This window comes from Flavobacterium sp. 1355, from assembly GCF_017833415.1.
In the GTDB taxonomy this organism is placed as follows: Bacteria; Bacteroidota; Bacteroidia; order Flavobacteriales; family Flavobacteriaceae; genus Flavobacterium.
Window position 1 is genome coordinate 136,003 of sequence record NZ_JAFICC010000012.1, and the last position, 26,379, is coordinate 162,381.

The 26,379-nt window shown below is 33.5% G+C and carries 25 protein-coding genes and 1 tRNA gene; 15 read left to right on the forward strand and 11 right to left on the reverse strand.

From position 1 onward, the window contains the following. Positions 1-3 precede the first annotated feature (3 nt). Positions 4-948 carry an NADP-dependent oxidoreductase gene (locus tag JOD96_RS16490; RefSeq protein ID WP_209565324.1) on the reverse strand — a complete coding sequence of 315 codons (945 nt, stop codon included), beginning with the start codon at positions 946-948 and terminating at the stop codon, positions 4-6. 128 nt (positions 949-1,076) lie between these two features. On the opposite strand from JOD96_RS16490, the gene JOD96_RS16495 reads away from it, so the two are divergent. Then, the gene (locus tag JOD96_RS16495) at positions 1,077-1,439 is read left to right on the forward strand and encodes a winged helix-turn-helix transcriptional regulator (RefSeq protein ID WP_209565325.1); all 363 of its coding nucleotides are present in this window, start codon (positions 1,077-1,079) and stop codon (positions 1,437-1,439) included. A gap of 145 nt (positions 1,440-1,584) precedes the next feature. Further along, entirely contained in the window at positions 1,585-1,830 is a 246-nt protein-coding gene (locus JOD96_RS16500) for a hypothetical protein (protein ID WP_209565326.1), read from the forward strand. A 61-nt stretch (positions 1,831-1,891) separates the two neighbouring features. Here the strand turns inward: JOD96_RS16500 and JOD96_RS16505 are convergent, their stop codons facing one another. Next, positions 1,892-5,284, reverse strand: a complete 3,393-nt coding sequence (locus tag JOD96_RS16505) for a polysaccharide deacetylase family protein (RefSeq protein WP_209565327.1) — start codon at positions 5,282-5,284, stop codon at positions 1,892-1,894. A gap of 368 nt (positions 5,285-5,652) precedes the next feature. After that, positions 5,653-6,105 (reverse strand): DUF4442 domain-containing protein, encoded by a 453-nt coding sequence (locus tag JOD96_RS16510; protein WP_209565328.1) that lies wholly within the window; start codon positions 6,103-6,105, stop codon positions 5,653-5,655. Positions 6,106-6,358: 253 nt separating this feature from the next. Here JOD96_RS16510 and JOD96_RS16515 point away from each other — a divergent pair, with 253 nt between their 5' ends. From JOD96_RS16515 to JOD96_RS16535, 5 genes are all read left to right on the forward strand, one after another. Continuing rightward, on the forward strand, positions 6,359-6,814 hold the full coding sequence (locus JOD96_RS16515; RefSeq protein WP_209565329.1) for a DUF4870 domain-containing protein: 456 nt from the start codon (positions 6,359-6,361) through the stop codon (positions 6,812-6,814). 149 nt (positions 6,815-6,963) lie between these two features. Continuing rightward, positions 6,964-7,296: a PadR family transcriptional regulator gene (locus JOD96_RS16520; RefSeq protein WP_017498072.1), complete on the forward strand. Its 333-nt coding sequence runs from the start codon at positions 6,964-6,966 to the stop codon at positions 7,294-7,296. 3 nt (positions 7,297-7,299) lie between these two features. Beyond that, the gene (locus JOD96_RS16525; protein WP_209565330.1) at positions 7,300-9,021 is read left to right on the forward strand and encodes a PspC domain-containing protein; all 1,722 of its coding nucleotides are present in this window, start codon (positions 7,300-7,302) and stop codon (positions 9,019-9,021) included. A 4-nt stretch (positions 9,022-9,025) separates the two neighbouring features. Beyond that, positions 9,026-9,766, forward strand: a complete 741-nt coding sequence (locus tag JOD96_RS16530; protein WP_209565331.1) for a head GIN domain-containing protein — start codon at positions 9,026-9,028, stop codon at positions 9,764-9,766. An 85-nt stretch (positions 9,767-9,851) separates the two neighbouring features. Further along, entirely contained in the window at positions 9,852-10,685 is an 834-nt protein-coding gene (locus JOD96_RS16535; RefSeq protein ID WP_209565332.1) for a GIN domain-containing protein, read from the forward strand. Between the two features lie 149 nt (positions 10,686-10,834). Here JOD96_RS16535 and trxB read toward each other — a convergent pair whose 3' ends face one another. Both trxB and JOD96_RS16545 read right to left on the reverse strand, forming a co-directional pair. Further along, positions 10,835-11,782: a thioredoxin-disulfide reductase gene (gene trxB / locus JOD96_RS16540; protein ID WP_209565333.1), complete on the reverse strand. Its 948-nt coding sequence runs from the start codon at positions 11,780-11,782 to the stop codon at positions 10,835-10,837. Positions 11,783-12,002: 220 nt separating this feature from the next. Further along, a tRNA-Pro gene (locus JOD96_RS16545) sits at positions 12,003-12,077 on the reverse strand. Positions 12,078-12,388: 311 nt separating this feature from the next. Between JOD96_RS16545 and JOD96_RS16550 the strand changes: the two genes are divergently transcribed. The 6 genes from JOD96_RS16550 to JOD96_RS16575 all read left to right on the forward strand — a co-directional run bounded on the left by JOD96_RS16550 (position 12,389) and on the right by JOD96_RS16575 (position 17,683). Continuing rightward, positions 12,389-13,156, forward strand: a complete 768-nt coding sequence (locus tag JOD96_RS16550; protein WP_042566029.1) for a ParA family protein — start codon at positions 12,389-12,391, stop codon at positions 13,154-13,156. A gap of 5 nt (positions 13,157-13,161) precedes the next feature. Beyond that, complete coding sequence (locus JOD96_RS16555) at positions 13,162-14,064, forward strand: ParB/RepB/Spo0J family partition protein (protein WP_209565334.1); 903 nt, start codon at positions 13,162-13,164, stop codon at positions 14,062-14,064. Then, a complete protein-coding gene (locus JOD96_RS16560) occupies positions 14,064-14,624 on the forward strand; it encodes a DUF5683 domain-containing protein (RefSeq protein ID WP_209565335.1) in 561 nt (186 codons plus the stop codon). Before JOD96_RS16555 ends, JOD96_RS16560 begins: the two co-directional genes overlap by 1 nt. A 40-nt stretch (positions 14,625-14,664) precedes the next feature. Then, complete coding sequence (gene dapB / locus JOD96_RS16565; RefSeq protein WP_209565336.1) at positions 14,665-15,366, forward strand: 4-hydroxy-tetrahydrodipicolinate reductase; 702 nt, start codon at positions 14,665-14,667, stop codon at positions 15,364-15,366. 57 nt (positions 15,367-15,423) lie between these two features. Beyond that, complete coding sequence (lepB, locus tag JOD96_RS16570; protein WP_209565337.1) at positions 15,424-16,977, forward strand: signal peptidase I; 1,554 nt, start codon at positions 15,424-15,426, stop codon at positions 16,975-16,977. A 91-nt stretch (positions 16,978-17,068) separates the two neighbouring features. After that, positions 17,069-17,683, forward strand: a complete 615-nt coding sequence (locus tag JOD96_RS16575) for a WbqC family protein (protein WP_209565338.1) — start codon at positions 17,069-17,071, stop codon at positions 17,681-17,683. A gap of 45 nt (positions 17,684-17,728) precedes the next feature. Here JOD96_RS16575 and JOD96_RS16580 read toward each other — a convergent pair whose 3' ends face one another. The 6 genes from JOD96_RS16580 to JOD96_RS16605 all read right to left on the reverse strand — a co-directional run bounded on the left by JOD96_RS16580 (position 17,729) and on the right by JOD96_RS16605 (position 24,015). After that, entirely contained in the window at positions 17,729-18,745 is a 1,017-nt protein-coding gene (locus JOD96_RS16580; RefSeq protein WP_245188434.1) for an endonuclease/exonuclease/phosphatase family protein, read from the reverse strand. Between the two features lie 51 nt (positions 18,746-18,796). After that, on the reverse strand, positions 18,797-19,654 hold the full coding sequence (locus JOD96_RS16585) for a rhomboid family protein (RefSeq protein ID WP_209565404.1): 858 nt from the start codon (positions 19,652-19,654) through the stop codon (positions 18,797-18,799). 42 nt (positions 19,655-19,696) lie between these two features. After that, positions 19,697-20,446: a rhomboid family intramembrane serine protease gene (locus tag JOD96_RS16590; protein WP_209565340.1), complete on the reverse strand. Its 750-nt coding sequence runs from the start codon at positions 20,444-20,446 to the stop codon at positions 19,697-19,699. After that, the gene (gene mutL, locus JOD96_RS16595) at positions 20,443-22,356 is read right to left on the reverse strand and encodes a DNA mismatch repair endonuclease MutL (RefSeq protein ID WP_209565341.1); all 1,914 of its coding nucleotides are present in this window, start codon (positions 22,354-22,356) and stop codon (positions 20,443-20,445) included. The genes JOD96_RS16590 and mutL overlap by 4 nt, the downstream gene beginning before the upstream one ends. 213 nt (positions 22,357-22,569) lie before the next feature. Next, positions 22,570-23,142 carry a 6,7-dimethyl-8-ribityllumazine synthase gene (gene ribH / locus JOD96_RS16600; protein ID WP_209565342.1) on the reverse strand — a complete coding sequence of 191 codons (573 nt, stop codon included), beginning with the start codon at positions 23,140-23,142 and terminating at the stop codon, positions 22,570-22,572. 93 nt (positions 23,143-23,235) lie between these two features. Further along, positions 23,236-24,015, reverse strand: coding sequence for a tetratricopeptide repeat protein (locus tag JOD96_RS16605; RefSeq protein ID WP_209565343.1), 780 nt, complete (start codon positions 24,013-24,015; stop codon positions 23,236-23,238). A 388-nt stretch (positions 24,016-24,403) separates the two neighbouring features. Here JOD96_RS16605 and recF point away from each other — a divergent pair, with 388 nt between their 5' ends. Beyond that, positions 24,404-25,483: a DNA replication/repair protein RecF gene (gene recF / locus JOD96_RS16610; protein WP_209565344.1), complete on the forward strand. Its 1,080-nt coding sequence runs from the start codon at positions 24,404-24,406 to the stop codon at positions 25,481-25,483. A gap of 151 nt (positions 25,484-25,634) precedes the next feature. Further along, positions 25,635-26,309 carry a DUF2461 domain-containing protein gene (locus JOD96_RS16615; protein ID WP_209565345.1) on the forward strand — a complete coding sequence of 225 codons (675 nt, stop codon included), beginning with the start codon at positions 25,635-25,637 and terminating at the stop codon, positions 26,307-26,309. Positions 26,310-26,379: the final 70 nt, after the last annotated feature.

Consider the following 26,379-nt stretch of genomic DNA (forward strand, 5'->3'; position numbering starts at 1 on the left):
CGTTTATACTGTAATTACAATTTTACCAACCGTTCTGCCGGTTTCCAATTGTAAATGCGCTTTTTCCATTTCATCAAATGCAAATGTTTGCGAAACGTGTGATTTGATAATTCCTTTCTGCATCAAATCTGCAACAGTTTTCATATCTGCTCCGGAAGATTCAACCAGAATGGCAAACAAATCCACATTTTTATCTTTGGCTTTTTGAGCAAATTCAGGAGCAATTGCACCCAGAATATAAACAATCTTCCCTCCTGGTTTTACAACATCAATTGAACGATTGTTAATTGCATCAGAAATAGAATTCAAAACCAAATCAACATCCGCAACTTCATTTTCAAAATCAGTTTTGTTATAATCTATATGCTGGTCAGCCCCATTTTGCAAAACAAATGCCGCATTTTTTTCTGATGAAGTTCCGATAACATAGGCTTTAAAATGTTTGGCTATTTGTGTTGCATAATGCCCAACTCCACCAGATGCTCCGTGAATTAAAACCTTATCTCCTTCTTTTATTTTTCCGTTTGTAACCAAAGCCTGCCAGGCTGTAAGCAAAGCTAGCGTTCCAGCTGCAGCTTCTTCATGAGAAATATTCTCTGGTTTTAATGTTAAATGTGATGCCGGAACTGCAACATATTCTGCGTAAGCCTTTCCTTTTCCAGGAAAATTCACCATTCCGAATACCTCATCATTCAGTTTAAAATCTTTTACATTTTTTCCTGTTTCAACCACTTTTCCTGATAAATCCCAACCTAAAATAACAGGGCGTTCTTCATCAAAAAAACGTTTAATTACGCCTTCAGAAGATCTGGTTTTGTAATCAACCGGATTGATGCTCAGGGCATTTACTTTTACCAAAATCTCATCATCATTAATTTCGGGCTTTGGCAAGTCTACGTATTTTAAATTTGATGCACTACCTGCTTCATTCAATATAATTGCTTTCATAATAATTGTTTTAAATTTACAGTACAAAAGTAGAATATCAGTATCTTTGCCACAAGTATGCACTTTTTTGTAATCTACATACCAAAAACATACTAATATTGATTATCAACAATTTAAAAATTAAAAAAATGCCAAAAAAAAATTATGCAGATGGCTGTACAGACGTAGTTTGCTCTGTAGATTATGCTTTTAAGAGAATTGGAGGTAAATATAAAGGTCGGATTTTATGGAACTTAAGCGACAAAACAGTTCTTCGTTATGGTGAATTGCGAAAAACACTTATGGATGTAACTCCAAAAATGCTTACACAGACTTTGAGAGAACTGGAAGATGATGAACTGGTTTCCCGAAAAGTATATCATGAAGTTCCGCCAAAAGTAGAATATTCATTAACCGATATAGGCATGGAACTTATTCCGTTTATCAATCACCTTAAAGAATGGGGGGATAAACAACGTGCAAAAGAAAAATTAGTAAATACTATAAAATAACAAATAAGCAGCAGTAAAAAAAACATTAAAATGGTTAGTAAATCAACTTTACAAAAACATTAACAATACTCCTATTCTTACAAAGTATAAATCCTATTATATTTGATTCATCAAAAAAGAATCTAATACCTTCAAAAAACAAAAAATGACAAAAGTAATTACCATTTTATCCATTGCGCTATTCTCGTTGGGGATCCAGGCTCAGGAAACAAAACCAGTCCAGAAAGAGACTGCTAAAAAAGAATCATGCTGTTCAAAAAAATCAGATTCATCTAAAAAAATGACTGATGCTGAAATCCAAAAATGTAAAGCAAAATGCAAAGCAGAGGGAAAAACTTGTGATGCAGGAAAAACTAAAAAAGACAAAAAATCTTGTTGCGCTAAAGCTTAATAAGACTTAAAAAATAAAAGGACCCCAGATTGAGGTCCTTTTTTTATATTCCTGATTAAAATCATTTAACGGTTCCGACATTTCCTGTTCTTGTAAGCACTCCCCAACTTTGGCTTTCGCCTTTTATGGCCCTTCTTAACGCCCTGAATAAAATGACATACATCAACTGTCTGTATACAAATCGCTGCGGGATCAGCCATATTAATTTGGTCAGTTTTTCCTTTTCAAAAATAAAAGCAATTACGCTAACCAGCATATCAACGAGCATAAAAGCAATATAATAAATCAATATTTTATGAAGACTATCTGGATCGTTATGATTCCAGATTAAACTCAAAATAAGAACTAAATCGGCTAAAGGTGCAAAAATTGGCAATACAATTTGAAAAAGAAGAATGTTTGGCAACGCCACCATTCCCAAGCCTTTGTATCGCGGGTTAAAGCACGCATCTCTGTTTTTCCAAAAAGCCTGCATAATACCGTAACTCCAGCGAAAACGCTGTTTCATAAATTCTTTTAAACTCTCAGGAGCTTCTGTTACAGCCACAGCCTCGATGCAGTTTATAATATGATAGTCGTTTCTTAAAATACGAATTGTCAAATCACAATCTTCTGCGAGAGTATCAGTTGTAAAACCTCCTGCTTTTTCGATAGCCGTTTTCTTAAATGCACCAATTGCACCCGGCACCACTGTTATCCCATTAATTAAATCAAAAGCTCTTCTGTCAAAATTTTGAGCTGTTGTATATTCGATGCTTTGCCATTTGGTAAGCATTGTATTTTCGTTTCCTACTTTTACATTTCCGGCAACGGCACCTATTTCTTCATTCTTTTTTAACTGGATTCTAAATCCTTTCATTAATTGCGAAACGGCATCGGTTTTTAACTGTGTATCAGCATCAATACAAATTACATACTCGCTTTCTGTTAATGCAATTCCGTAATTTAATGCCGAAGCTTTTCCCCCATTTGGTTTGGTATGCACTTTTACTTTTAGATTATTCTCAAAAGCGTTTCTGATCATTTCAAACGTTTTGTCTTTAGATCCGTCATCTACAAAGACAATATCAAAATCGGGATAATCCTGACCCAGTAAATTTTCGATAGTTTTTACGGCATTTATTTCTTCATTGTAGGCAGGAACAATAATGCTCACTTTTGGGGCATCAACCAAAGATTTATATACCGGCGGATATTTATAATCTTTCCATCTTTTTATAAATGCCATTATTGCCATCAATGCAATACGAAGAAAGCCCAGCAGAATAGCCACCCAAAATGTGGCAGTAATAAAATGACCAAACCAATATCCGAAATCAAAAATAAAATTGTCCAGTGTAATAAATGGCCCTTCTGCTTTGGGCATAATTTCATCTTTCGTTTTTCCAAGCAAATGAGCAACGGTTGTAAACTGAACATTTCTGTCTTTGAAGTATTTAATTATTCTGGGTAAAGCTTCAACTGTTGCTTGTCTGTTACCTCCGGCATCGTGAAGCAAAATAATCCCTTTATCAGGATTTGCCTCGTATTGTTTTATTGTTCTGATATAAACAGAATCTGCACTTACACCTTTTTCCCAATCATTTGGATCGATACTTTCCCCGACAGTATAATAATTTTGAGCCTTACTCATGGCAATTGGTTTTAACTCGGCTTCGGTAGTTGGCTCAGCATCTGCATTATAGGGCGCTCTAAAAAGTACTGTACTTTTTCCGGTAACGGCTTCGATTAATAATCTTGTCGTTTCCATTTCTTTTGCAGCCCTTTCAGGACTTACTAAAGCAATATTAGGATGCGTAAAAGTATGATTTCCTATTTCGTGTCCTTCTTTATAAATTCTTTGTAACAAAGGAATATTGCTTTCCCCCTGAATACCAATAACAAAAAAAACAGCCGGTACCTTTTCTCTTTTCAAAATATCTAAAATCTGAGGCGTGTAAACAGGGTCTGGCCCGTCATCAAAAGTTAAAATAACCTGATTGTGTACATTTCCAAATTTGCTAATGACATATTTGGTTGGCAATTCTATATATCTCTGTTCGGTAATAATAGTTTCATCATTATTGATTTCCAGTTCTATCTTTCCCGCAGCGGGGTCGGCAATAACATTTAATATTTCACCATCACCAATATAAGCAGGGCTTTCGATTCGTGTATCTACACGTCTCATTATATTAAAATCAAAAGGCTTTTTACTGAGACTTTCGTTTGTCAGGCTTCGCTGGTAATAATTCCACAGACGCTGATCTTCGCTTCCCAAACGCCATAAAGCTGTTCCTGCCAAACCATATTCATCACTAAATCTAATGGTATTAAAATTAGTGGCTGCATCTTCAAAATTGACCATATGCTTTTTACCATTACTGTCTGTGTAACTAAAAGAATTACTATAACTGTTATTGTCAAATTTAATCGAAGCATTATGTTGTTTTGCAATTGCAATGGCGTGATCATATGTTATAGTTTCGCCTTCTTGTTTTTCCTGCCAATCATAACCATAACCTGCAAAACAGAGAATAATTTTATCCGAAGGAATTTCCTGAGCTGTTTTATCAACTATTCTTTCTATCCACTTCTGGCTGCTCACATCTCCTGGAATGCTTCCGGCATAATGCTCATCATATGCCATTAAAAACATATAATCATTGTATTTTGACAATTCTTTTATATTAAAATCGTCATCACTTGCCATGATATCCTGAGTAACCAAATAACCCTGCGGATGAAGTTTTTCATATAATTCTTTTTGAAAAGCAATTATAGGTTCATCGCTGTTTTCTTTAAATTCTTCAAAATCAATATTGATTCCCTGCAAATCATATTGCTTTAACGTTTTTGCAATATCATTAATAAGTCTTTGTCTTTTATTTTTGTCGTGAAGAATACGATGAATAAGGTCACCGTCAAATTCACCTTCTCCAAGTGATTCATTTATATTATTGATTAAGGGAAGTATTTTTACTTTTCCTTTTTTCATCACTTTTAATGCTGCAGTATCTATTTCTGTTCGCAGTAAATCGGTTTTAGGATCAATAAAAAACCATTCGGGAACAGCCATATTGATTTTATCAATATTCTTTTGAAGAGAAAATAAACTTTGCGGATCCCAGTTCACATAAAAAGCAGCCCGTACCTCTGAAGTTGTTTTAGGAGAAACCGAATGATTTGCAAGTTTTTGAATTTTAGCTTTTTCCCTTAAATAATAGTCAAATCCCTGAAACTTTTTGAGTTCTTTGGCACTTAAATCTTTAGGAATAACTGGATTTTCTAAAGTATGTCCAGCCTTAGTACTGTTTGCCAAAAGCGGCAATGGCGGTTTTAATCCTCTTTTAAGAGTTATAAAAAAAATTGGCACCATTAAAATAAGAGTAAACAAGATTAGCCGGCTTGACCACTGAAAAGTTTTCCAGCGTTTTTGGGTCACTGTCTGAAATATTTGTCTTTTATCATCCATAATTCTAATATTGTGTGTGACGAACCTTATCGTCGAAATCAATAAAATTGTAATCTTTAATTTTTTTGGATCTGTAACTTTCAATAAAGTTTTAGTCCTTTTTTGCTGGCAAATATATATATTATTATTCCTACAAATACAAATTAAATCTGGATGTAAAATTATAATCTCTTAATGAAGATTATATGAATATTTTCAAATTTTTAGTGTGGATAATTCTTCAATAAAATTACAAAAGAAAAATAAAAAAATCCGAAAATCCTATAAAAAATATTGATTTACAACTAATTACAAATAAAAATAAAACTATAAGCCAAAAAAAAAGACCTGTTTAAACAGGTCTTTTTTTCATTTATTTATAATTGAATTTATTTCAAACGTACGCTCCATTCAAAATCCATTTCCGAAACCTGAACACCTTCTTCATTTGTTCCAATAGATTTCATCCAGAAAGTTTGCCCTTCGCCAGTTTCAATTGTTTTTTTAATAGCTTCTGCAATCAAATGTCCGTCATTGCATACAAATGTAATTCTGCCGGTAGCTTTTTTGGTAAAGTTGCCTTTGTTGTTGGCTACCAGCATAGAGATTTTTCTGCCGCTTTCCTGAATTTGCGAAATCACCAATGCTCCTGTTGTTAATTCGGCAGCCATTGCCTGAACAGCAAAATACATCGAATTAAAAGGATTCTGATTGATCCAGCGGTGTTTTACACTTACGATACAACTGTCCTCGTCAATCGCTTTTACCCGAACGCCACAAATATAGGCTGATGGTAATTTGAATAATACAAATTTGTTGAGTTTGGAAACTGAAACTGCCATAAGATTTATTTTTAGGCAAAAATACAAAAAAACTATGCACGCACAATAAATTACTAATACTTTCATAAAACTGCTGTAAACACTGTGTCTTTTGCTCATTTTCAATCTGTTTTACCTACATATAAAAATCTAATTTTGTTAAAATTATGTTAATATTTGGTACTATGCAAAACAAGATACTGTCTTTTAGATATATATTTGCATAAGAAATTACTATATACTTTTAATCATGGAAACATCAACACCACTCATCATGGAAACATCATCAGAAAAGAACACTGCAACGTTCACGCATTTAAGCACATTAACACAATATTTTATTCCTTTCGGAAATTATATTTTTCCGATATTAATCTGGTCAAGTTACAAAGACAAGTCAGAATTTGCGAACCATCATGGAAAACAGGCATTAAATTTTCAATTGAGTTTATTGCTTTACACTTTGATTTTAGTATTGATTGCCATTCCGATCTTTGTAATTGTATTTCTTCAAAACATTCCGATGGAAGCCGTTTTTAACGACGAAGACTTCGTAATCAGAAATTTTAATTTTGATGGAAATATCGGGCTATTAAGCATTGGCGCAACAGCTGTTTTACTTTTTGGATTATTAAAAATTGTTGAATTCTTTTTAGTGATTTACGCTTCTATAAAAGCATCTAATGGAGAATATTACAAATATCCTATGACGATTTCTTTTATAAAGTAACACTTCGACTTCGCTCAGTGTGACACAAAAGATTAAAAGTTATACGAAATACGAACAAGTTCTAACAGAATAAAGTCGAAATCAATCATCAATCAATCATCATCAATCAAAAAACGAATTGTTCAATCTAAAAAAAACAAAATGAAATTATGAACATTGAAAACACGAAAGCACAGATGCGCAAAGGTGTTCTTGAGTTTTGCATCTTATCAGTATTAAAAGAGAAAGATGCCTATACATCAGAAATATTAGACACTTTAAAAAACGCCAAATTACTAGTTGTTGAAGGTACAGTTTATCCATTACTAACTAGATTAAAAAACGATGGCTTACTTAATTATCGCTGGGAAGAATCGACCTCAGGGCCACCACGAAAATATTATGGATTAACCGAAATAGGACAAACATTTTTAAACGAACTAAGCGGCACCTGGACAGAATTGTCTGACGCCGTAAAACTAATCACCAATCAAAATCAATAAGTCATGAACAAAACAGTAAATATTAACTTAGGAGGTATGTTTTTTCACATAGATGAAGATGCATATTTAAAACTAACCCGTTATTTTGACGCCATAAAACGATCCCTTAACAATTCATCAGGACAAGATGAAATCATTAAAGATATCGAAATGCGTGTTTCTGAATTATTAACAGAAAAACAAAAAAGCGAGAAACATGTTGTAGGACTGAAGGATGTTGATGAAGTGATTGCCGTTATGGGACAACCTGAAGACTACATTATTGAGGATGAAGAAAAATCTAATCAGTCTTTTAACCAATACGCCAGAAAAAACAAAAAATTATACCGTGATAAAGAAAAAGGCATGATTGGGGGTGTTGCAACGGGACTTGGACATTATTTTGGAATTGACTCTGTTTGGATAAAAATCGTTTTCTTAATATTTGTTTTTGCAGGTTTTGGAACAGGAATTCTTGCTTATTTCGTTCTTTGGGTGATAACTCCTGAAGCTGTTACAACATCTGAAAAATTAGAAATGACGGGTGAGCCGGTTACGATTTCAAATATCGAAAAAAAGGTTCGTGAAGAAATTGATTCATTATCTGAGAAATTTAAAAATGCAGATTATGACAAAATGGGAAACCAGGTAAAGTCGGGAGCTGAGAGAATAAGTAGTTCATTTGGAGACTTTATCATGACGGTTTTTAAAATCTTCGCTAAAGTATTAGGTGTGTTTTTAATCATGTCGGGACTTGCAGTTTTGATTTTATTATTAATCGGGGTTTTTACTTTGGGTACAAACATCTTTATTGAATTTCCATGGCAAAATTTTGTAGACGCAGGAAACTTTACTGATTATCCGATTTGGGCATTTGGCTTACTGATGTTCTTTGCTGTTGGAATTCCATTCTTCTTTTTGACTCTTTTGGGTTTCAAATTATTGTCTCCGGAGTTAAAACCGATAGGAAATATCACAAAATACACGTTACTGGCCGTTTGGATTATAGCTGTTGCAATTGCAATTAGTATTGGAATAAAACAAGCAACAGAATTGTCTTATGATGGAAAAACAGTTGAGAAAAAAGCAATCAATGTTAACCCAACTGATACACTTTTTGTGAAATTCAGATACAATGATTATTATGCTAAAGATCTTAATCACCACAGGGATTTTGAATTTGTGCAGGATTCTGCAAACCACCAATTAATCTATTCTACAGATGTTCGTTTGCATGTATTACACACAGACCAGGCAACGGCTTATTTACAAATAGAAAAGAGTGCGAGAGGAAATTCTTTTACAACCGCAAAGCAAAGGGCTGAAAAAATTGATTATAAAATTGAGCTTAACGGAAATCATTTAGTACTGGATAATTATTTTTTAACAGATGTAAAAAATAAGTTCAGAGGACAGGAAGTTGATGTATATTTGTACTTACCAGAAGGTCAATTGTTTAAACCAGACACTTCTGTACAAGACTATGACGATTCTGAAGATGATTTTTTTAACTTACACTTTAGTGGAAACTATAACTACAAAGTACAAGGTTCTAAAATCAAATGTCTGGATTGTCCTGCAGATGAAAATGATTATGACGATGTAGAAGACGAAGAAAATACTATTGTAAATGATACTGTAAAAGAAGTATCAATTAAAATAAACGGTAAAGAAGTTTTAAACGGAAAAAAAACCAACGGAAAATTAACTACTGATAAAAACGGAGTAATAATCAAAATTAACTAAAACCATGATAAAGATAATCATTCATATTACGAAATTCATTATTGCCACTATCACCGCACTATTGTTTACCTCATGCAATTTTGTAGACAAAATGAATTCTATTGAAGGTAGTGGAAATGTCACTACTGAAAAAAGAATTGTTCAGGGAGATTTCAAAAATGTATCTGTCAGCAATGCGATAGACCTTGTTATTGAACAATCAGATTCTACTGAAATTACTGTTGAAGCTGATGATAATCTACAAAAAGAAATCATCACAACGGTTGAAAACGGAACATTGGTAATTAAATGCAAGTTTAATTCTTTTAATAATGTTACAATGAAAAAGGTAACTGTAAAGATGCCTTTCATTAATAAATTAGAAGCTTCAAGCGCTTCATCTGTACAAACTAAAAATGTTATTCAGTCACAAAACATAAGCCTGGAAACATCAAGTGCTGCGACAATGGATGTTAATGTTGAATCTGACAATATCACTTGTGATTCAGGAAGTGGAAGTACAATCAATATTGAAGGAAAAGCATTAAAATTTAAAACTTCGGCTGCCAGTGGCGCAAGTATAGACGCCCAAAAATTATTAGCAAATGAAGTTGAGGCTGATGCATCTAGCGGAGGCAGTGTAAGTGTACACCCGATTCTGAGCCTTAAAGCAGACGCAAGCAGCGGCGGAAGTGTTAATTATGACACTAGTCCTAAAAAAATCGAAAGAACTTCCAGTTCAGGCGGAAGCGTAAGCCAGGGATAAACCTTATTTCTGTGTTAATATAAAAAAATCATTCATCGAAAGTGGATGATTTTTTTATATTTGCTAAAATCAAAACATAGAATTAATGAAAAAAAATACAGCCTTACTCCTATTATTGTTAGTCACAACATTAAGTTTTGCACAAAAGAGAGAAAAAATTAAGGGGTCTAAAGTCGTAACAACTTCTATTAAGGAAGTAGGAGAGTTTGACGGTATTGAAGCCGATGACAACCTGGAAGTTTATCTTGAAAGAGGCGAGAAAAACGAAATCAAAATTGAAGCCGACGATAACTTACATGATATTATCGGAATGGATTTGAGAGAAAGAACATTACGTTTATATACATCAAAAGAAAGTACAATTTTTAAAAAACTAATTGTACGGGTTACCTATACTAAATCGCTTAAAAATGTAATTGCTAAAAATGAGGCTGCTATCTATGCTATTCAGGAATTACAGTTAGATGACATAACCTTTAACAGTATGGATTATTCAAAATTATTTTTGAATGTAAATTCGAAAAAATTTAATCTTATTGCTAATGACAAATCAAAAACAGAATTAAATTTAAAATCAGAAGATGCAAGTTTGCAGTTGAGCAAAAATGCTTCGATTAAAACATTGGTATCTGCTATAAAATTTAAATGTGATTTATATCAAAAAGCAAATGCGGCTATCGAAGGTATTGCAGAGAAAGCAACTATACGCTTAGATAACAATTCAGTTTTTAACGGAACAAAATTTACCCTAAAAGAATCTAATATTACTGCCGAAAGTTATTCAACCGGAAGTATTCTGGCTGAAATCGCTGTCTCAATAGCAATTGGAGATAAAGCAGAACTTTCTCTTCTGGGAAATCCAAAAATAGAATTGACCCGTTTTTCTGAAGAAGCAAAACTGATTAAGAAAATTAAATAGTTTTTTTGTTTCAGGTTGCAAGTTTCAGATTTGACATTCGGGTCATTAATTATTAAAAACAGAAAAGTCCCTTTATAAGAAGGGACTTTTCTGTTTTATATTGGTATCTCATTACTTGAAATAAAAAACCTGAAACCTAAAACCAAAAATTACTCTTTAGAAGCCAAATATCTTTCAGCATCTAGTGCTGCCATACAACCTGTACCTGCAGCAGTAATAGCCTGACGATAAACATGGTCTGCAGCATCACCGGCAACAAAAACACCAGGAACATTTGTATTTGATGTACCAGGAGTATTTATAATATAACCAGTTTCGTCTAATGTGATATAATCTTTAAAGATATCTGTATTTGGTTTGTGGCCAATTGCTACGAAAAATCCGGTTGCCGGAATTTCTATAACTTCTCCAGTAGTTTTATTTAATGCTTTAATAGCATGAACTACCTGATTGTCTCCAACTACTTCAAGAGTATCGTGATTCATCAAAATTTCTATGTTCTCTGTTTTGCGAACTCGCTCTTCCATAATTTTCGAAGCTCTGAATTTTTCGCTTCTTACCAACATAGTTACTTTTTTGCAAAGTTTAGATAAGTAATGTGCTTCTTCGCACGCAGAATCTCCTGCTCCAACAATTACAACTTCCTGATTACGGTAGAAAAATCCGTCACAAACGGCACAGGCAGAAACTCCACCTCCCATATTTAAATAATGTTGTTCGGATGGCAGCCCTAAATATTTAGCCGAAGCACCTGTAGAAATAATAACAGTTTCACAGTGTAATTCGATAGAATCATTAATCCAAACTTTGTGAATATCTCCTGAAAAATCAACTTTAGTAGCCCATCCATCACGAATATCTGCTCCAAAACGTTTTGCTTGTTCTTGTAACTGAACCATCATTTCTGGTCCGGTTACCCCATCTACATAACCCGGAAAATTCTCTACTTCATTTGTTGTAGTCAATTGACCACCCGGCTGCATTCCCTGATATAGAACCGGATTCATGTTAGCTCTGGCAGCATAAATTGCAGCAGTATAACCTGCAGGACCAGAACCTATAATTAGGCATTTAATTTTTTCGATTGTATCTGACATAATATGATTGTGTTAATAATGAGCACAAAAGTAAGTTTTTATTATCGGATTTAAGAACCCAAATAATCAGTTTTTGCTATTCTGAAATAGAGATTTCAAACAATTATGTAAATGAAAAATACTTTGTGTGTTTACAAAAGGGGCCCAATTGGACGTTTAATTTGTTTTCATTTAAAAGCAAAAAAAAAAGTCTCTTCAAAATAAATGAAAAGACTTTTTGTCGGGGTGGCAGGATTCGAACCTGCGGCCTCCTGCTCCCAAAGCAGGCGCGATAACCGGGCTACGCTACACCCCGAAAGCGGGTGCAAATATATAACTATTTTTTGCTTATCCAAAACAATTTTAAAAATAAGAATATTTCTTTTCAAAAAGTGTGCAGCATAAAATATCAAACAATGAAGAACAAATTTTAATTGCAACAGATTTCAGCGCCAAATTACACTTTAATATATTCAACTTTTATAGTTGTTTTCTTTTAAAATTAAAAAAAAAATCTTTGAAACACGCACCAAACAACGATTATCCAAGGTTTATCAAATGTTAACAAAATAGATTTTCAAAAACCATAAATAATTGTATTTTTACGGTTCAAAATTCAGAAAATAAATGGGCAAAATCATTGCGATTGCTAATCAAAAAGGAGGCGTTGGAAAGACTACTACATCTGTAAATCTTGCTGCCTCATTAGGTGTTTTAGAAAAAAAAGTATTACTGATCGACGCTGATCCTCAGGCAAATGCTACATCTGGTCTTGGAATCGACGTAGAGTCCGTAGAAATTGGTACCTATCAGATACTTGAACATAGCCACACGCCAAAAGAAACGGTTGTTAAATGTTCAGCTCCAAATGTTGATGTGATACCAGCTCACATTGACCTTGTTGCCATCGAAATCGAATTGGTTGATAAGGAAAACAGAGAATACATGCTAAAAAAAGCATTAGAAAGTGTTAAAGACGAGTATGATTATATTATTATCGACTGCGCACCTTCTTTGGGATTATTAACATTAAATGCTTTGACAGCCGCTGATTCTGTAGTTATTCCTATTCAGTGCGAATATTTTGCACTTGAAGGACTTGGAAAATTATTGAACACGATAAAAAGTATTCAGAAAATACACAACCCTGATCTTGATATCGAAGGATTACTACTTACAATGTATGATTCAAGATTACGTTTATCAAATCAGGTTGTAGAAGAAGTTCAAAAACACTTTAATGATATGGTTTTTGATACCGTAATTCAGCGAAATGTAAAATTGAGTGAAGCACCCAGTTTTGGCGAAAGCATCATTAACTATGACGCAACCAGCAAAGGAGCAGTTAATTACATTAATTTAGCTCAGGAAATTATAAAGAAAAACAGCAAATAGTTTTTATGACAAAAGCAATTAAAAAACAAGCCTTAGGAAGAGGATTATCAGCATTATTAAAAGATCCGGAAAACGACATTACATCAGTAGAAGACAAAAATGCTGATAAGGTTGTTGGAAATATCATAGAGCTTGAAATAAGTGCTATCGAAATAAATCCATTTCAGCCAAGAAGCAATTTTAATGAAGAATCATTAAGAGAATTAGCTACTTCTATTAAAGAACTTGGTGTTATTCAACCTATTACTGTTCGTAAATTAGAGTTTAACAAATACCAGTTAATTTCAGGAGAACGCCGTCTTCGTGCCTCAACTTTAGTTGGGTTAACGCATGTTCCGGCCTATATACGTATTGCTAATGACAATGAATCATTAGTAATGGCGTTAGTTGAAAACATTCAGCGTCACGATTTAGATCCGATAGAAATTGCACTTTCGTACCAACGCTTAATTGACGAAATTCAGTTAACACAGGAACAAATGAGCGAAAGAGTTGGAAAAAAACGTTCTACAATTGCCAATTATTTACGCCTTTTAAAATTAGACCCGATTATCCAAACTGGGATTCGTGATGGTTTTATAAGCATGGGACATGGTAGAGCAATTATCAATATTGAGGATTTAGATATTCAGACAGATATATATCAAAAAATTGTAAGTCAGAACTTATCTGTTCGTGAAACCGAAACATTAGTAAAAAATTATCACGAAAGCTTACAGCCAAAAGCAGAAGGAAAACCTAAAACAGAATCTTCTTTTGTAGTAGAAGAAATCAAAAAAAGTGCTTTCAATGAGTATTTTGGTGCGAAAGTTGATATAAAAGTGGCTGGCAATGGTAAAGGAAAAATCACAATTCCTTTTAATTCAGAAGCCGACTTTAATAGAATTATAAAATTAATAAACGGGTAGTGAATAAAATTGTCCCCATAAGTTTGTTGTTCTTTCTTACAGGAACCGTTTCTCTTTTTGCCCAGGCAAAAGAAGACACGGTTTTGGTCGTTAAAGACACTACTAAATTGCAGGAAATAGATCCGCTAACGCCGGCAAAAGCCGCTTTTTATTCGGCAATTTTACCCGGTTTAGGTCAGGCATACAATAAAAAATACTGGAAAATTCCTTTGGTTTACGGAGCAATTGGTACCAGCTTATATTTTTATATTGATAATAACAAAAAATACCACGATTACCGTGACGCCTACAAACGAAGATTAGAAGGGTATAACAATGATGAATACCAGTTTTTGGACGATAGCAGACTTATTGCCGGACAGAAATTCTATCAACGAAACAGAGATTTATCTGCCTTATTTGTCGTTGGCTTTTATGTTTTAAACATTATTGACGCCAACGTTGACGCTGCATTGATTCAATTCAATGTGAATGAAAGATTATCGTTACGTCCGGAAATCTATCCAGATGATGTAACTTTCAGGCCAAATGTTGGACTAACTTTTAATTACCACTTTTAATAGATACAATTTCTATTTAAAAATCAAAAAATAACATATAATGAAAATTGCGCTTTTAGGATACGGGAAAATGGGCAAAGTAATTGAACGAATTGCTTTGGAAAGAGGTCATGAAATTGTTTTAAAGAAAGACGAACACAATACATACGATGGTCTTTCAGATGCAGACGTTTCTATCGATTTCAGCGTACCAACAGCTGCTGTAGCTAATATTTCTGCAAGTTTTAATGCTGGCGTACCTGTTGTTTCCGGTACCACTGGCTGGCTGGAACATTATGACGAAATGATTGCGCTTTGCAACGACAAAAAAGGAGGTTTTATCTCTAGCTCAAACTTTAGCTTAGGAGTAAATATTTTCTTTGGACTTAATGAATATTTAGCTAAAATAATGGCTCCGTTTAACTCTTACAAAGTTACAATGGAAGAAATTCATCATACCCAAAAATTAGATGCTCCAAGCGGCACTGCAATCTCTTTGGCAAAAGGAGTAATTGAAAACAGCAAATATTCAAACTGGACAATGGAGCAGCCAAATGAAAATGAAATTCATATTGAAGCCAAAAGAATTGGTGATGTTCCCGGAACACATACTGTAACTTATGATTCTATTGTTGACAATATAGAAATCAAACATACTGCTCACAATCGCGAAGGTTTTGCTTTGGGAGCTGTTATTGCTGCAGAATGGCTGGCTGGAAAACAAGGTGTTTTCAGCATGAAGGATGTACTAAACTTACAATAACTGATAAAATCACAAGCTATATTACTAAGCTGAGGTTTTAAACTTAAATAAAATACTATGACATTATATCTTTGGTTTGTTTTTTTCTTAGGTGTACAAATTGTTCATTTTTTAGGAACATGGAAATTGTATCAGGCAGCCGGACGAAAAAGCTGGGAAGCTGCAATTCCTGTTTATAATTCAATTGTTTTAATGAAAATTATTAACCGCCCTACCTGGTGGACTATATTACTTTTCATTCCGATCATTAACCTGATTATGTTTCCGGTTGTTTGGGTAGAGACTTTAAGAACTTTTGGCAAAAATTCTACTTTAGATACGCTTTTGGGAATTTTTACTTTAGGCTTTTATATCTATTATATAAACTACACTCAGAAATTAGAATATCACACAAACAGAAAATTACTTTCAGAAAATAAAGCTGCAGACACAATAAGCTCATTACTTTTTGCCATTATAGTAGCAACATTGGTGCATACTTATGTAGTACAGCCATATACAATTCCGACTTCTTCATTAGAAAAATCATTATTAATTGGCGATTTCCTTTTTGTAAGCAAAGTTAACTACGGCCCCCGAGTTCCTATGACAACTGTAGCGTTACCAATGGTTCATGATTCGATTCCATTTGTAAAACAAAGATCATATCTTAAATGGCCACAACTACCATATTTTAGATTACCGGCATTCGAAAAAATAAAGAGAACTGATATTGTTGTCTTCAACTGGCCTGTAGATACGGTACACTATTTTTACGAACCAAAAGGAAGACCTGGTGTTATAAAACCTATAGACAAGAAATCAAATTATGTAAAAAGATGTGTTGGTATTCCCGGGGATAGTTTATCTGTTAGAGATGGCTATGTTTTCATTAACGGAAAAAAATTAGTTTTACCTGAAAGAGCAAAACCTCAATATTCGTATTCTGTTGCTTTGGACGGAAAAACACCTATTGATTTTGAATCTCTGATAAAAGAGTTAGACATTACTGACGGAGCCGGATTTAAAAGCGAAAAAAGAGATACACTTTACTTTAGAGCTCTAACAGAAGCCAGCGCAGAACGTTTAAAAAACACACCTGGTATTACTGCTGTAAAAAGAGAGATTGACAGAAGAGATGACAATGCCATATTCCCTCACATAAACAAATGGAGCCAGGATAATATGGGGCCTATTTATATTCCGGAGGCAGGAAAAACTGTTGCCCTAAACAATGTATCGCTACCTTTCTATAAAGAAATTATAACGAATTACGAAGGCAACACTTTGCAAATTGATGGTTCTCACTATTTAATAAACGGAAAACCGGCTACAACTTACACCTTCAAGCAAAACTATTACTGGATGATGGGAGATAACCGTCATAACTCTGAGGATAGTCGTTATTGGGGTTATGTTCCTGAAAACCATATTGTAGGAAAACCAGTTTTTATTTGGCTTAGTTGGGACACAAACGGAAAAGGCATCAACAAAATTCGTTGGAGCAGAGTTTTTACTACTGTTGACGGCGAAGGCCAACCTCAATCGTATTTTAAATATTTCTTAATTGTATTGGCACTTTATTTTGTTGGAGAATACTTTTGGAGAAAAAGAAAAGAAAATAAAGCATAATAAAATAATGTTATTTTTGTTTCAGGTTTCAAGTTTCAAGTTTATAAGACCTGAAACTTGAAACCTGAAACTTTTAAACAAAAAACAGATCATGAATTCCTTGTTACTTCCTACCTATTTTCCGTCAATAAGCCACTTTGCAGTAATGGCACAATCTGAAAATATTATTTTTGAAATGGAAGATAATTTTCAGAAACAGACGAACAGAAACCGCACATACATTTATAGTCCAAACGGAATTCAGTTATTAAATATTCCGGTTAAACACTCAAAATCAGCACATCAAAAAACCAAAGATGTTTTGATAGAAAATGAATTTGACTGGCAAAAGCAACACTTTAAATCATTAGAAGCAGCGTACAGAAGCTCTCCTTTTTTTGAATTTTTTGAAGATGATATTTTACCTGTTTTCGAAAAAAAACATACTTTTTTAATGGATTTAAATTTTGAAGTTTTAGACATTGTTACAAAATGCCTTAGAATGAAATTTGAATTTGGAAAAACTACTGAATATTTTCACGAAGTGGAAAATATTAAAGATTTCAGATATTTGGCAAACGGAAAAAAAGACTCCAATTCATTCGGGAAATATCCTCAGGTTTTTGATGACAAACATGGTTTTATAAATAATCTGAGTGTATTAGATTTACTTTTTAATGAAGGTAAATTTGCTATGGAATATTTAAAAACACAGAAAGTGTTATAATTTTTTTGGAATTTGGGGAATTTTAAAAATTGAATTTTCTAATATTTATTCCATTGAAAGTCTTGCCATAATTGGATAATGATCTGAATTCTCAAAATCAGGGAAACTTTCAAAGTTTTTGACTTTCATTTTACTGTCTGAAAATATATAATCAATCCTTGCAGGGTAATAACGAAACTTATAAGTAGCACCAAAGCCTTCTCCGGCTTCTTCAAAAGCATCTTTTAATTTTCCTTTAATATTTCTGTAAACATATGAAAACGGGCTGTTATTCATATCCCCACAAATAATTATAGGATTTTTGCATTGCTTAATATTTTCTTTGAATTTTTCGGCCTGTTCCTGCTGTTGTCGGAACGCTTTACTGATTCTTTTGTAAATAGCCTGAGATTTCTGCTGATTTACATTATCAATATCATGCGAGATTTCGTCTACATCCGGAGAAATTTTAATAGACTGCAAGTGCATATTATAAACTCGTATAACATCTTTACCACGCTTTATATCTGCATAAATCACATTATTACTTGAGTTGGGAAATACAATATTACCTTCATACAGTATCGGGAATTTTGAGAAAATAGCCTGCCCTGTTTTTATCTGATTTCCGTCAATGAATATATAGCGGTGCGGATATACTTTTAAATCAATATGAGCAGAATTTGAATATTCCTGAATACATAAAATATCAGGGTCTTTTTCATCTATAAAAGCTTTTATATTAGATGGGATATCATCACGATCCAGCCATTTAAAAACATTAAAAAGGCGAACATTATAACTCATTACCGAGAAATCTTTTTCGTCCTCTACATATTCTTTTGCAGAAAATTTGTAAAACTTACTTATGAAAGTAATTCCGGTCAACAGTACCAAACCAGACAATATAAGACGTTTTTTAAACTGAATTGCCCAATAAATAAAGAACAATCCATTCATCACAAAAAATGCCGGCATAAAAAGCGTTAGCACCGACAAAAGTGGAAAACTTTTGGGTGCCAGAAAGGGTAAAATATAAATACTAAAAGTTACTACAGTCAGTACTATATTCAAAAAGAACATAATTTTATTAAACCAAGACAGGTTTTGCATGTTTTTTCTTTATTACAAGGATTATTTTCCTGCTTTAAATAAAAATTCTTTTTCTTCTTTGGTCAAACAATCATAGCCGGACTGGCTGATTTTATCCAAAATTTCATCAATCTGTTGTTGCGTTTTATCTTTTGTAACAATTCTTGATGTTGGTTTTTCTGTAGGTCTATAATTCTTGTGAACTGTTTTGAAGGGGGTTGTAGGCGATTTCCTGAACAAATTGGCAAAAAAATCAATTGTTTTGGAAACCACGATACTCAAATCAGTCCCATTTTGAAGCAATTTAATAAAAATAAATCCAAATACAGCACCCGCAAGATGCGAAATGTGTCCGCCCATATTACCAAGACGAAACTGCATTAAATCTAAAACTAAAATTACTGCTGTAATATGCCATAATTTGACGTTTCCGACAAGTAACAAACGAACATTCATCAGTGGCTGATAAGTTGTCGTGGCCACCAAAATCGCCATAATTGCAGCTGATGCACCAACTATTGATGCACTGTAATTTAAAAAATAATAACTCAGGACAAAAATTATACCTGAAAAAATAGCACTCAGAATATACAATCCTAAGTATTGCTTTTGAGTAAAAAAAGTTAGAAACAATGAGCTCGCAAAATTTAAAACCAGCATATTAAACAACAGATGCAAAAATCCGTCGTGAAAAAATGCGTAGGTCAAAAAAGTCCATGGCTTAAATAAAAAAACTTCAGGATCTGATGATAAAGCCAGCCAGTTCGGAAAAATAAATTGTCCTATTGAAAATTCGTAAAATACGAACGAAATCAGAAAACACGCAATGTTCCAGTAAATAACACGCATTGCGACACCGCCTAATTTATATTGTAGTTTTAAATCATCAAGAATATTCATAAAAGCTTCTTTAGGTTTATTTTTCAATAATAAAGTTAAAAATTAATTCCAACGATTTTTATTAAACTGATTTTTTTTCCAATATAACATCATTAAAAAACCTGTAAGCGCTCCTCCGATGTGGGCAAAATGTGCAATTCCGGTTCCGCTGCTTCCAAATATTGAGCCTCCTTTAAACCCAAGAAATAAATCAACTGCTAAAATTCCCGGAACAAAATATTTGGCTTTAATTGGCACTGGAATAAACATTAAGGCTAACTCTGCATTTGGAAACATAAAAGCAAAAGCTGTCAACAAACCATAAATAGCGCCCGAAGCACCAACTACGGTTCCTATATAAGCACTAGTAAAACCATTAAATTGTGAAACTGTGACCAAATCCTGCCATCTTGTATCAATTTTACCTTCACTTAAAAGCTTTATAATATCAGCTTTTTGATATCCGTTTGCAATTAAAACGTTCATTGTATCCTGAAAAGAGTAATAATTTACAGCCGTATGCAATAATGCAGATCCCAATCCGCAGGAAATATAAAAAAATAAAAATTTCTTACCTCCCCAAAAATGCTCCAGAGCTGAACCAAAAGAAACCATTGCAATCATATTAAAAGCTATGTGCATAATTCCTCCATGCATAAACATGTGAGTTATTGGCTGCCAAACTCTAAAATTTGGGCTTTCTGGAAAAAACATAGCCAGGTAATCATAAGAAACTGGAACCAACTGAGAGCCAATAAAAAATATAATATTGATTATTAATAATTGTTTTACTACGGGAGTCATATTCATCATAAGGCAAACTTTTTATCTATATCTTCAACACGCATCGTGATAAAGGTAGGTTTTTGAAAAGGTGAAATATTAGGATCTTTACAGGCAAACAATCCGTTTACGAGATTGTCCTGTTCTTTTTCGTTTAAATAAGATCCGGTCTTAACCGCTAAACTTTTGGCCATCGATTTGGCAATAGTATCATTCTGACTGTAACTGCTGGCAGGGATTCCGTCCTGCAGGTCACTTAGTAATTGTTCAATAACAAGAGAAACTTCACTTTCTGTAATATTTACGGGAATTCCTGAAATTACTACATGATCGGTTTGTGCTTCTTCAAAAACAAAACCTGTTGTTTCAAGAGAAGGTTTTAATTCTTCTATTAATTCCATTTCAGCTGTCGAATAAAACAAGTTCAACGGAAACAACAATTGTTGGCTTGAGGCCTGATTTACTGTCATATTCAGTAAAAATTGCTCATACAAAATGCGCTGGTGAGCACGTTGCTGATCTACAATTACCATTCCTGATTTAATTGGAGAAACAATATATTTTTTATGAATCTGATACGTTTTATGTATTGCCTGTTCTACTTCTTCATCATTAAATAAAGAGGAAGTCACTTCTTCGTTTTCGAATGTAAAAGGGGAACTTTCTATGCTCTCCGGATTATCCAGATCCAACCCAACGTACAAACTTTCCCAGCTTGCTGTTGGCTCAACTCTTTTAGAATAACCTCCGGAATATGAACCAGATCCTGAACCACCAGAGCTTACTGCAGAACCTGAACTGGCTTTAGAATAATGCTGATTTGTTTTATCATCTGTAAACGGGTTAAATGTTCCATCAACCTGAATTGTTGGGGTTTCAGCTTCTATATCTTTATAGTGATATGGAGTGTCTAAATTGGCATCACGGTCAAAATCTAAAACGGGTGCAACATTAAACTGTCCTAAGCTATGTTTTATAGAAGCACGTAAAATAGCATACAGGGCTTGTTCATCATCAAACTTAATTTCTGTTTTGGTGGGATGAATATTAATATCAATCGTATTTGGTGGTACTTGCAAATAAAGAAAATAACTGGGCTGACAGCCATCTTTCAGAAGTCCGTCATATGCCGCCATTACAGCATGATGCAAATAACCGCTTTTTATAAAACGATCATTAACAAAAAAGAATTGCTCTCCTCTGTTTTTCTTTGCAAATTCTGGCTTTGAGACAAATCCCTGAACATTTACAATCTCGGTATCTTCATTTACAGGAACTAATTTTTCGTTGGTTTTACCAGATATAATACCCACAATTCTCTGACGGTATCCTGCAATAGGCAAATTATACAATTCACTTCCGTTATGATAAAAAGTAAAATGAATATTTGGATGTGCTAATGCTACACGCTGAAACTCATCCATTACGTGACGAAATTCGACTGTATCGGATTTTAAAAAGTTGCGACGGGCCGGAATATTAAAAAATAAGTTTTTGACCGCAAATGAGGTTCCTTTTGGCAAAACGGCTACTTCCTGAGATATAAACTTACTCCCTTCAATTACTATATGTGTTCCCAACTCTTCCTGATCCTGTTTGGTTTTCATTTCCATATGGGCGATTGCCGCAATAGAGGCCAAAGCTTCTCCGCGAAAACCTTTTGTATGGAGCGAAAACAAATCCTCTGCCTGACGGATTTTTGATGTTGCATGACGTTCAAAACATAAACGTGCATCTGTAACACTCATACCCATTCCATTATCGATTACCTGAACCAATGATTTTCCGGCATCTTTGATGATTAGTTTAATATCGGTTGCTTTGGCATCAACAGCGTTTTCTAATAATTCTTTCACAACTGAGGCTGGTCTTTGAACCACTTCTCCAGCGGCAATTTGATTAGCAACGTGATCCGGAAGTAACTGAATAATACTCGACATTAAAAAATTTGGGTTTAAGGTTGTTTCTTCGATTTCAGATTATTATAAAATCTCAGATTGTTATTGTTAATTTTATACTGGTTTTAAAAACCAAGGTGTACAAATTTAATGAATTTTGATCTTGAATCAGAATATATACAATCATAAAAAAAACAAAAAACCTATACTATTTTTACACAGCATAGGTTTTAATATCTTTAAAACAATTGTGTTTTATTCATTTTCTATTTTTCTTGGTGTGTCTTCAATTTGAATTGCACCAGAAGATAGCAAAGGCTGGTTAAAAGGATGTGCAATTGAAGCTTGTTGACGAATATATGCCATTTTTATAGCAGCAATTGCAGCTTCTGTACCTTTGTTTCCGTGAATTCCTCCACTTCTGTCAATAGATTGTTGCATGTTGTTATCTGTAAGAACACAAAAAATAACCGGAATATCAGTCTGAACATTAAGGTCTTTAATTCCTTGTGTAACACCTTCACAAACAAAATCAAAATGTTTTGTTTCTCCCTGAATCACGCATCCAATCACAATAACTGCATCTACATTTTGTGTCTGCAGCATTTTTTTTGCGCCATAAATCAGCTCAAAACTTCCCGGAACATTCCAACGGATAATTTGCTGTGCAGGAACATCACAATCAATTAAGGCTTCAAAAGCCCCATCATAAAGCCCTTCGGTTATAGTGTCATTCCATTCAGAAACAACAATCCCAAATCGAAAGTCTTTCGCATTTGGGATTGTGTTTTTATCGTATTCTGATAAATTTTTATTTTCAGTAGCCATCTGTATAATTTTTGATTTTTGATTTTCGTCCCGAAGCCTCGGGATAAATTCTTAAATACAAATCTACAATCTTAAATCTAAAGTCTAAAATTTTTATTGCGCTAATCCTATCAATGCATCAACAGAAGCAGCTTCCGGAGTTGCATCAAAATTTTCTTTAATGTCTGTAAAATACTTTAAAGCATCTTCTTTTTGACCTAATGCCAAGGCAGTTTTACCAGCTTTTAATAAGAAACGAGGTGTTGTAAAATCATTTTTGTTAGATTCAGCAGCTTTTACATAATACTCTAAAGCTTCTTTTTGCTGATTTTTTTGAGAGTAAGCATCTCCAATTGCACCTTTTGCCAATGCACTTAAAATCAAATCTTCAGATTTAAATTCACCTAAATATTTAATTGCATCGTCAAATTTTCCTGTATTCAAATAAGCCATACCAGCATAGTAGTTAGCTAAGTTCCCAGCGTCAGTTCCTGAATACTGATCAGCAATTTGCACAAATCCGAATTTACCTTCAGAACCATTCAAAGCCAATTTGTATAATGAATCGCTTGCCACACCATCAGTTGCTTTTTGAAAATTTTGTTGTGCAACAAACATTTCATTTGCAGCTTCATCCTGCTTAGGATTTTCAATAAATTTTTGGTAAGCCAAATATCCGATAGTCGCAACAGCAATACCAGCAACTAAACCAATAATGATTTTTTGATTTTTAGCAACCCAATCCTCAGTTTTTGAAGCAGTTTCATCTAATTTAGAAAAAACACCAGCTGTTGTACTGTCTTTTTCGTCAATAATTACCTGTTGTTCTTCATTTACTTCTTTAACTTCCTTTTCTTTTGGTGCTTTATATCCTCTTTTATTGTAAGTAGCCATTTAAAATTAATTTAGTGAACGGCAAAAATAAAATTTTTATTGAAATTGACGTTAAAAAAATCAATTTTATCACTATTTAAAAAAAAATAATTTCAAGAAAGCTAACTGCTTTCGCATCAGTAATAAAATAATTCATCCATAAACAGCCGAAAAGCCTCTTATATCAATAATTTTCGATAATTTGCACCTTCAAATTTTTGCTGTTAAAAAACGCAGATTGTCTTGGCTGACGCTGAAATTTTAGCCACAGATTTACAGATCTCACAGATTAAAAAAAGGTTTTTAGCCAAATTGAATAAAAAAATCCTTTAAAATCTTTTAATCTGTAGCAAAAAATAAAAATCTCGTTTATAAAACCACCGAATTTACCCTTAGAGTTTCTTAAAAAATGCATTTAAACAAAATTTCTTTATTCAATTATAAAAATTTCTCCGAAGCCAGCTTTGATTTCGACAGCAAGATTAATTGTTTTGTTGGAAAAAACGGAATTGGGAAAACAAATGTCCTTGATGCGATTTATCATTTGGCTTACGGGAAAAGTTATTTTAACCCTCTTGCAGTACAAAATATCAAACATGGAGAAGAGTTTTTTGTGATTGATGCCGAACTTGAAAAGAATGACAGAACGGAGCAAATTGTTTGTAGCCTGAAAAAAGGACAGAAAAAAATATTAAAGCGAAACGGAAAAGCTTATGATAAATTTTCTGATCACATTGGATTTATTCCGCTTGTGATTATTTCTCCGGCTGACCGGGATTTAATTGTTGAAGGAAGCGAAACACGACGTAAATTTATGGACAGTGTTATTTCGCAATTAGACAGTACGTATCTGCATCAGCTTATTCAGTATCAAAAAATAATTATGCAGCGAAATGCCCTGCTAAAGTATTTTGCCCTAAATCATGTTTTTGATAATGGTACCTTATCTATATATAATGAGCAACTGGATGGTTTTGGAAAATCTATTTTTGAGAAACGAAAAGATTTCCTGGAACAATTTATACCTATATTTAATAAACATCATCAGGCAATAACGGGTTCTGAAGAATCTGTGCAATTGGTCTACGAAAGCCATTTGTTCGAAAAAGATTTACTGACTCTGCTGCAGGAAAATATTAATAAGGATCGTGCCCTGCATTATACGAGTTCGGGCATTCATAAAGATGATTTGTCTTTTGAAATTGATTTGCATCCGATAAAAAAATTCGGGTCACAGGGGCAGCAAAAGTCCTTTTTAATTGCTTTGAAACTGGCTCAATTTGAATTTCTTAAGAAGCAAAGCGGTGTAAAACCCATTTTGCTGTTTGATGATATTTTTGACAAGCTGGACGAAAGCCGTGTGGCAAAAATTATTGAGATGGTCAATAGCGAAACATTTGGACAGCTTTTTATTTCTGACACGCATCCGGAACGCACCGAAGCGATTGTAAAATCGACACATCAGAGTTATAAAATATTTAATTTGTGAAAAGCTTTTTGCCACAAATTTCACGAATTTACACTAATTCACATTTATCATTCAGCTTTCAATTTTGTACTAATTTGTGAAATTAGTGGCAAAAAAAATCATTAATTTAGCTCATAATAAAACTTAAAAGCAACTGCAATAAACACCAAATATGCTAACGAAAGAATCATTGCAATTTTTAGACGATTTAAAAGCCAATAACAACAGAGATTGGTTTCAGGATAATAAAAAACGATACGAAGTCTTCAAAAAAGATTACCATCAATTGGTAAGTGATTTTCTGGATGCCATGAAGCCTATTGATCCTTCTCTGGAATTATTACAAGTTAAAGACTGCACCTTCAGAATCAATCGTGATATTCGTTTTTCTAAAGATAAATCTCCTTACAAGGCACATTTAGGTGTTTGGCTTTCGTCTGGTGCAAAAGGTGCTAATCGTTCGGGTTATTATGTACATATAGAAAAAGGCGCCAGTTTTATTGCCGGAGGATTTTATTCGCCTGATTCTGAAGAATTAAAAAAAGTGAGAAAAGAAATTGCTTTTTTCTATGATGATTTACAAGAAATCCTGAAAGAGAAAAACTTCAAAAAAGAGTTTGGAAGTCTGGATATAAACGAAAACAATTCGCTTAAAAGTATGCCGAGAGGTTATGAAAAAGATCATCCTGCAATTGAATTTTTAAAATTGAAAAGTTTCACCACAACTCAAAAATATGACATCAGCGAAGTGACAAAAAAAGACTTTGTTGCCAAAATGAGTCAAAAACTGATTGCTTTAAAACCTTTGAACGAATTCATAAACCGTGCTTTAGAAACTGAAGAATAAAAAGATAAATCGTCACAAATTCAATTTTAACCAATAGAAACTTTGATAAAGTTTTGAACTTTGTCAAAGT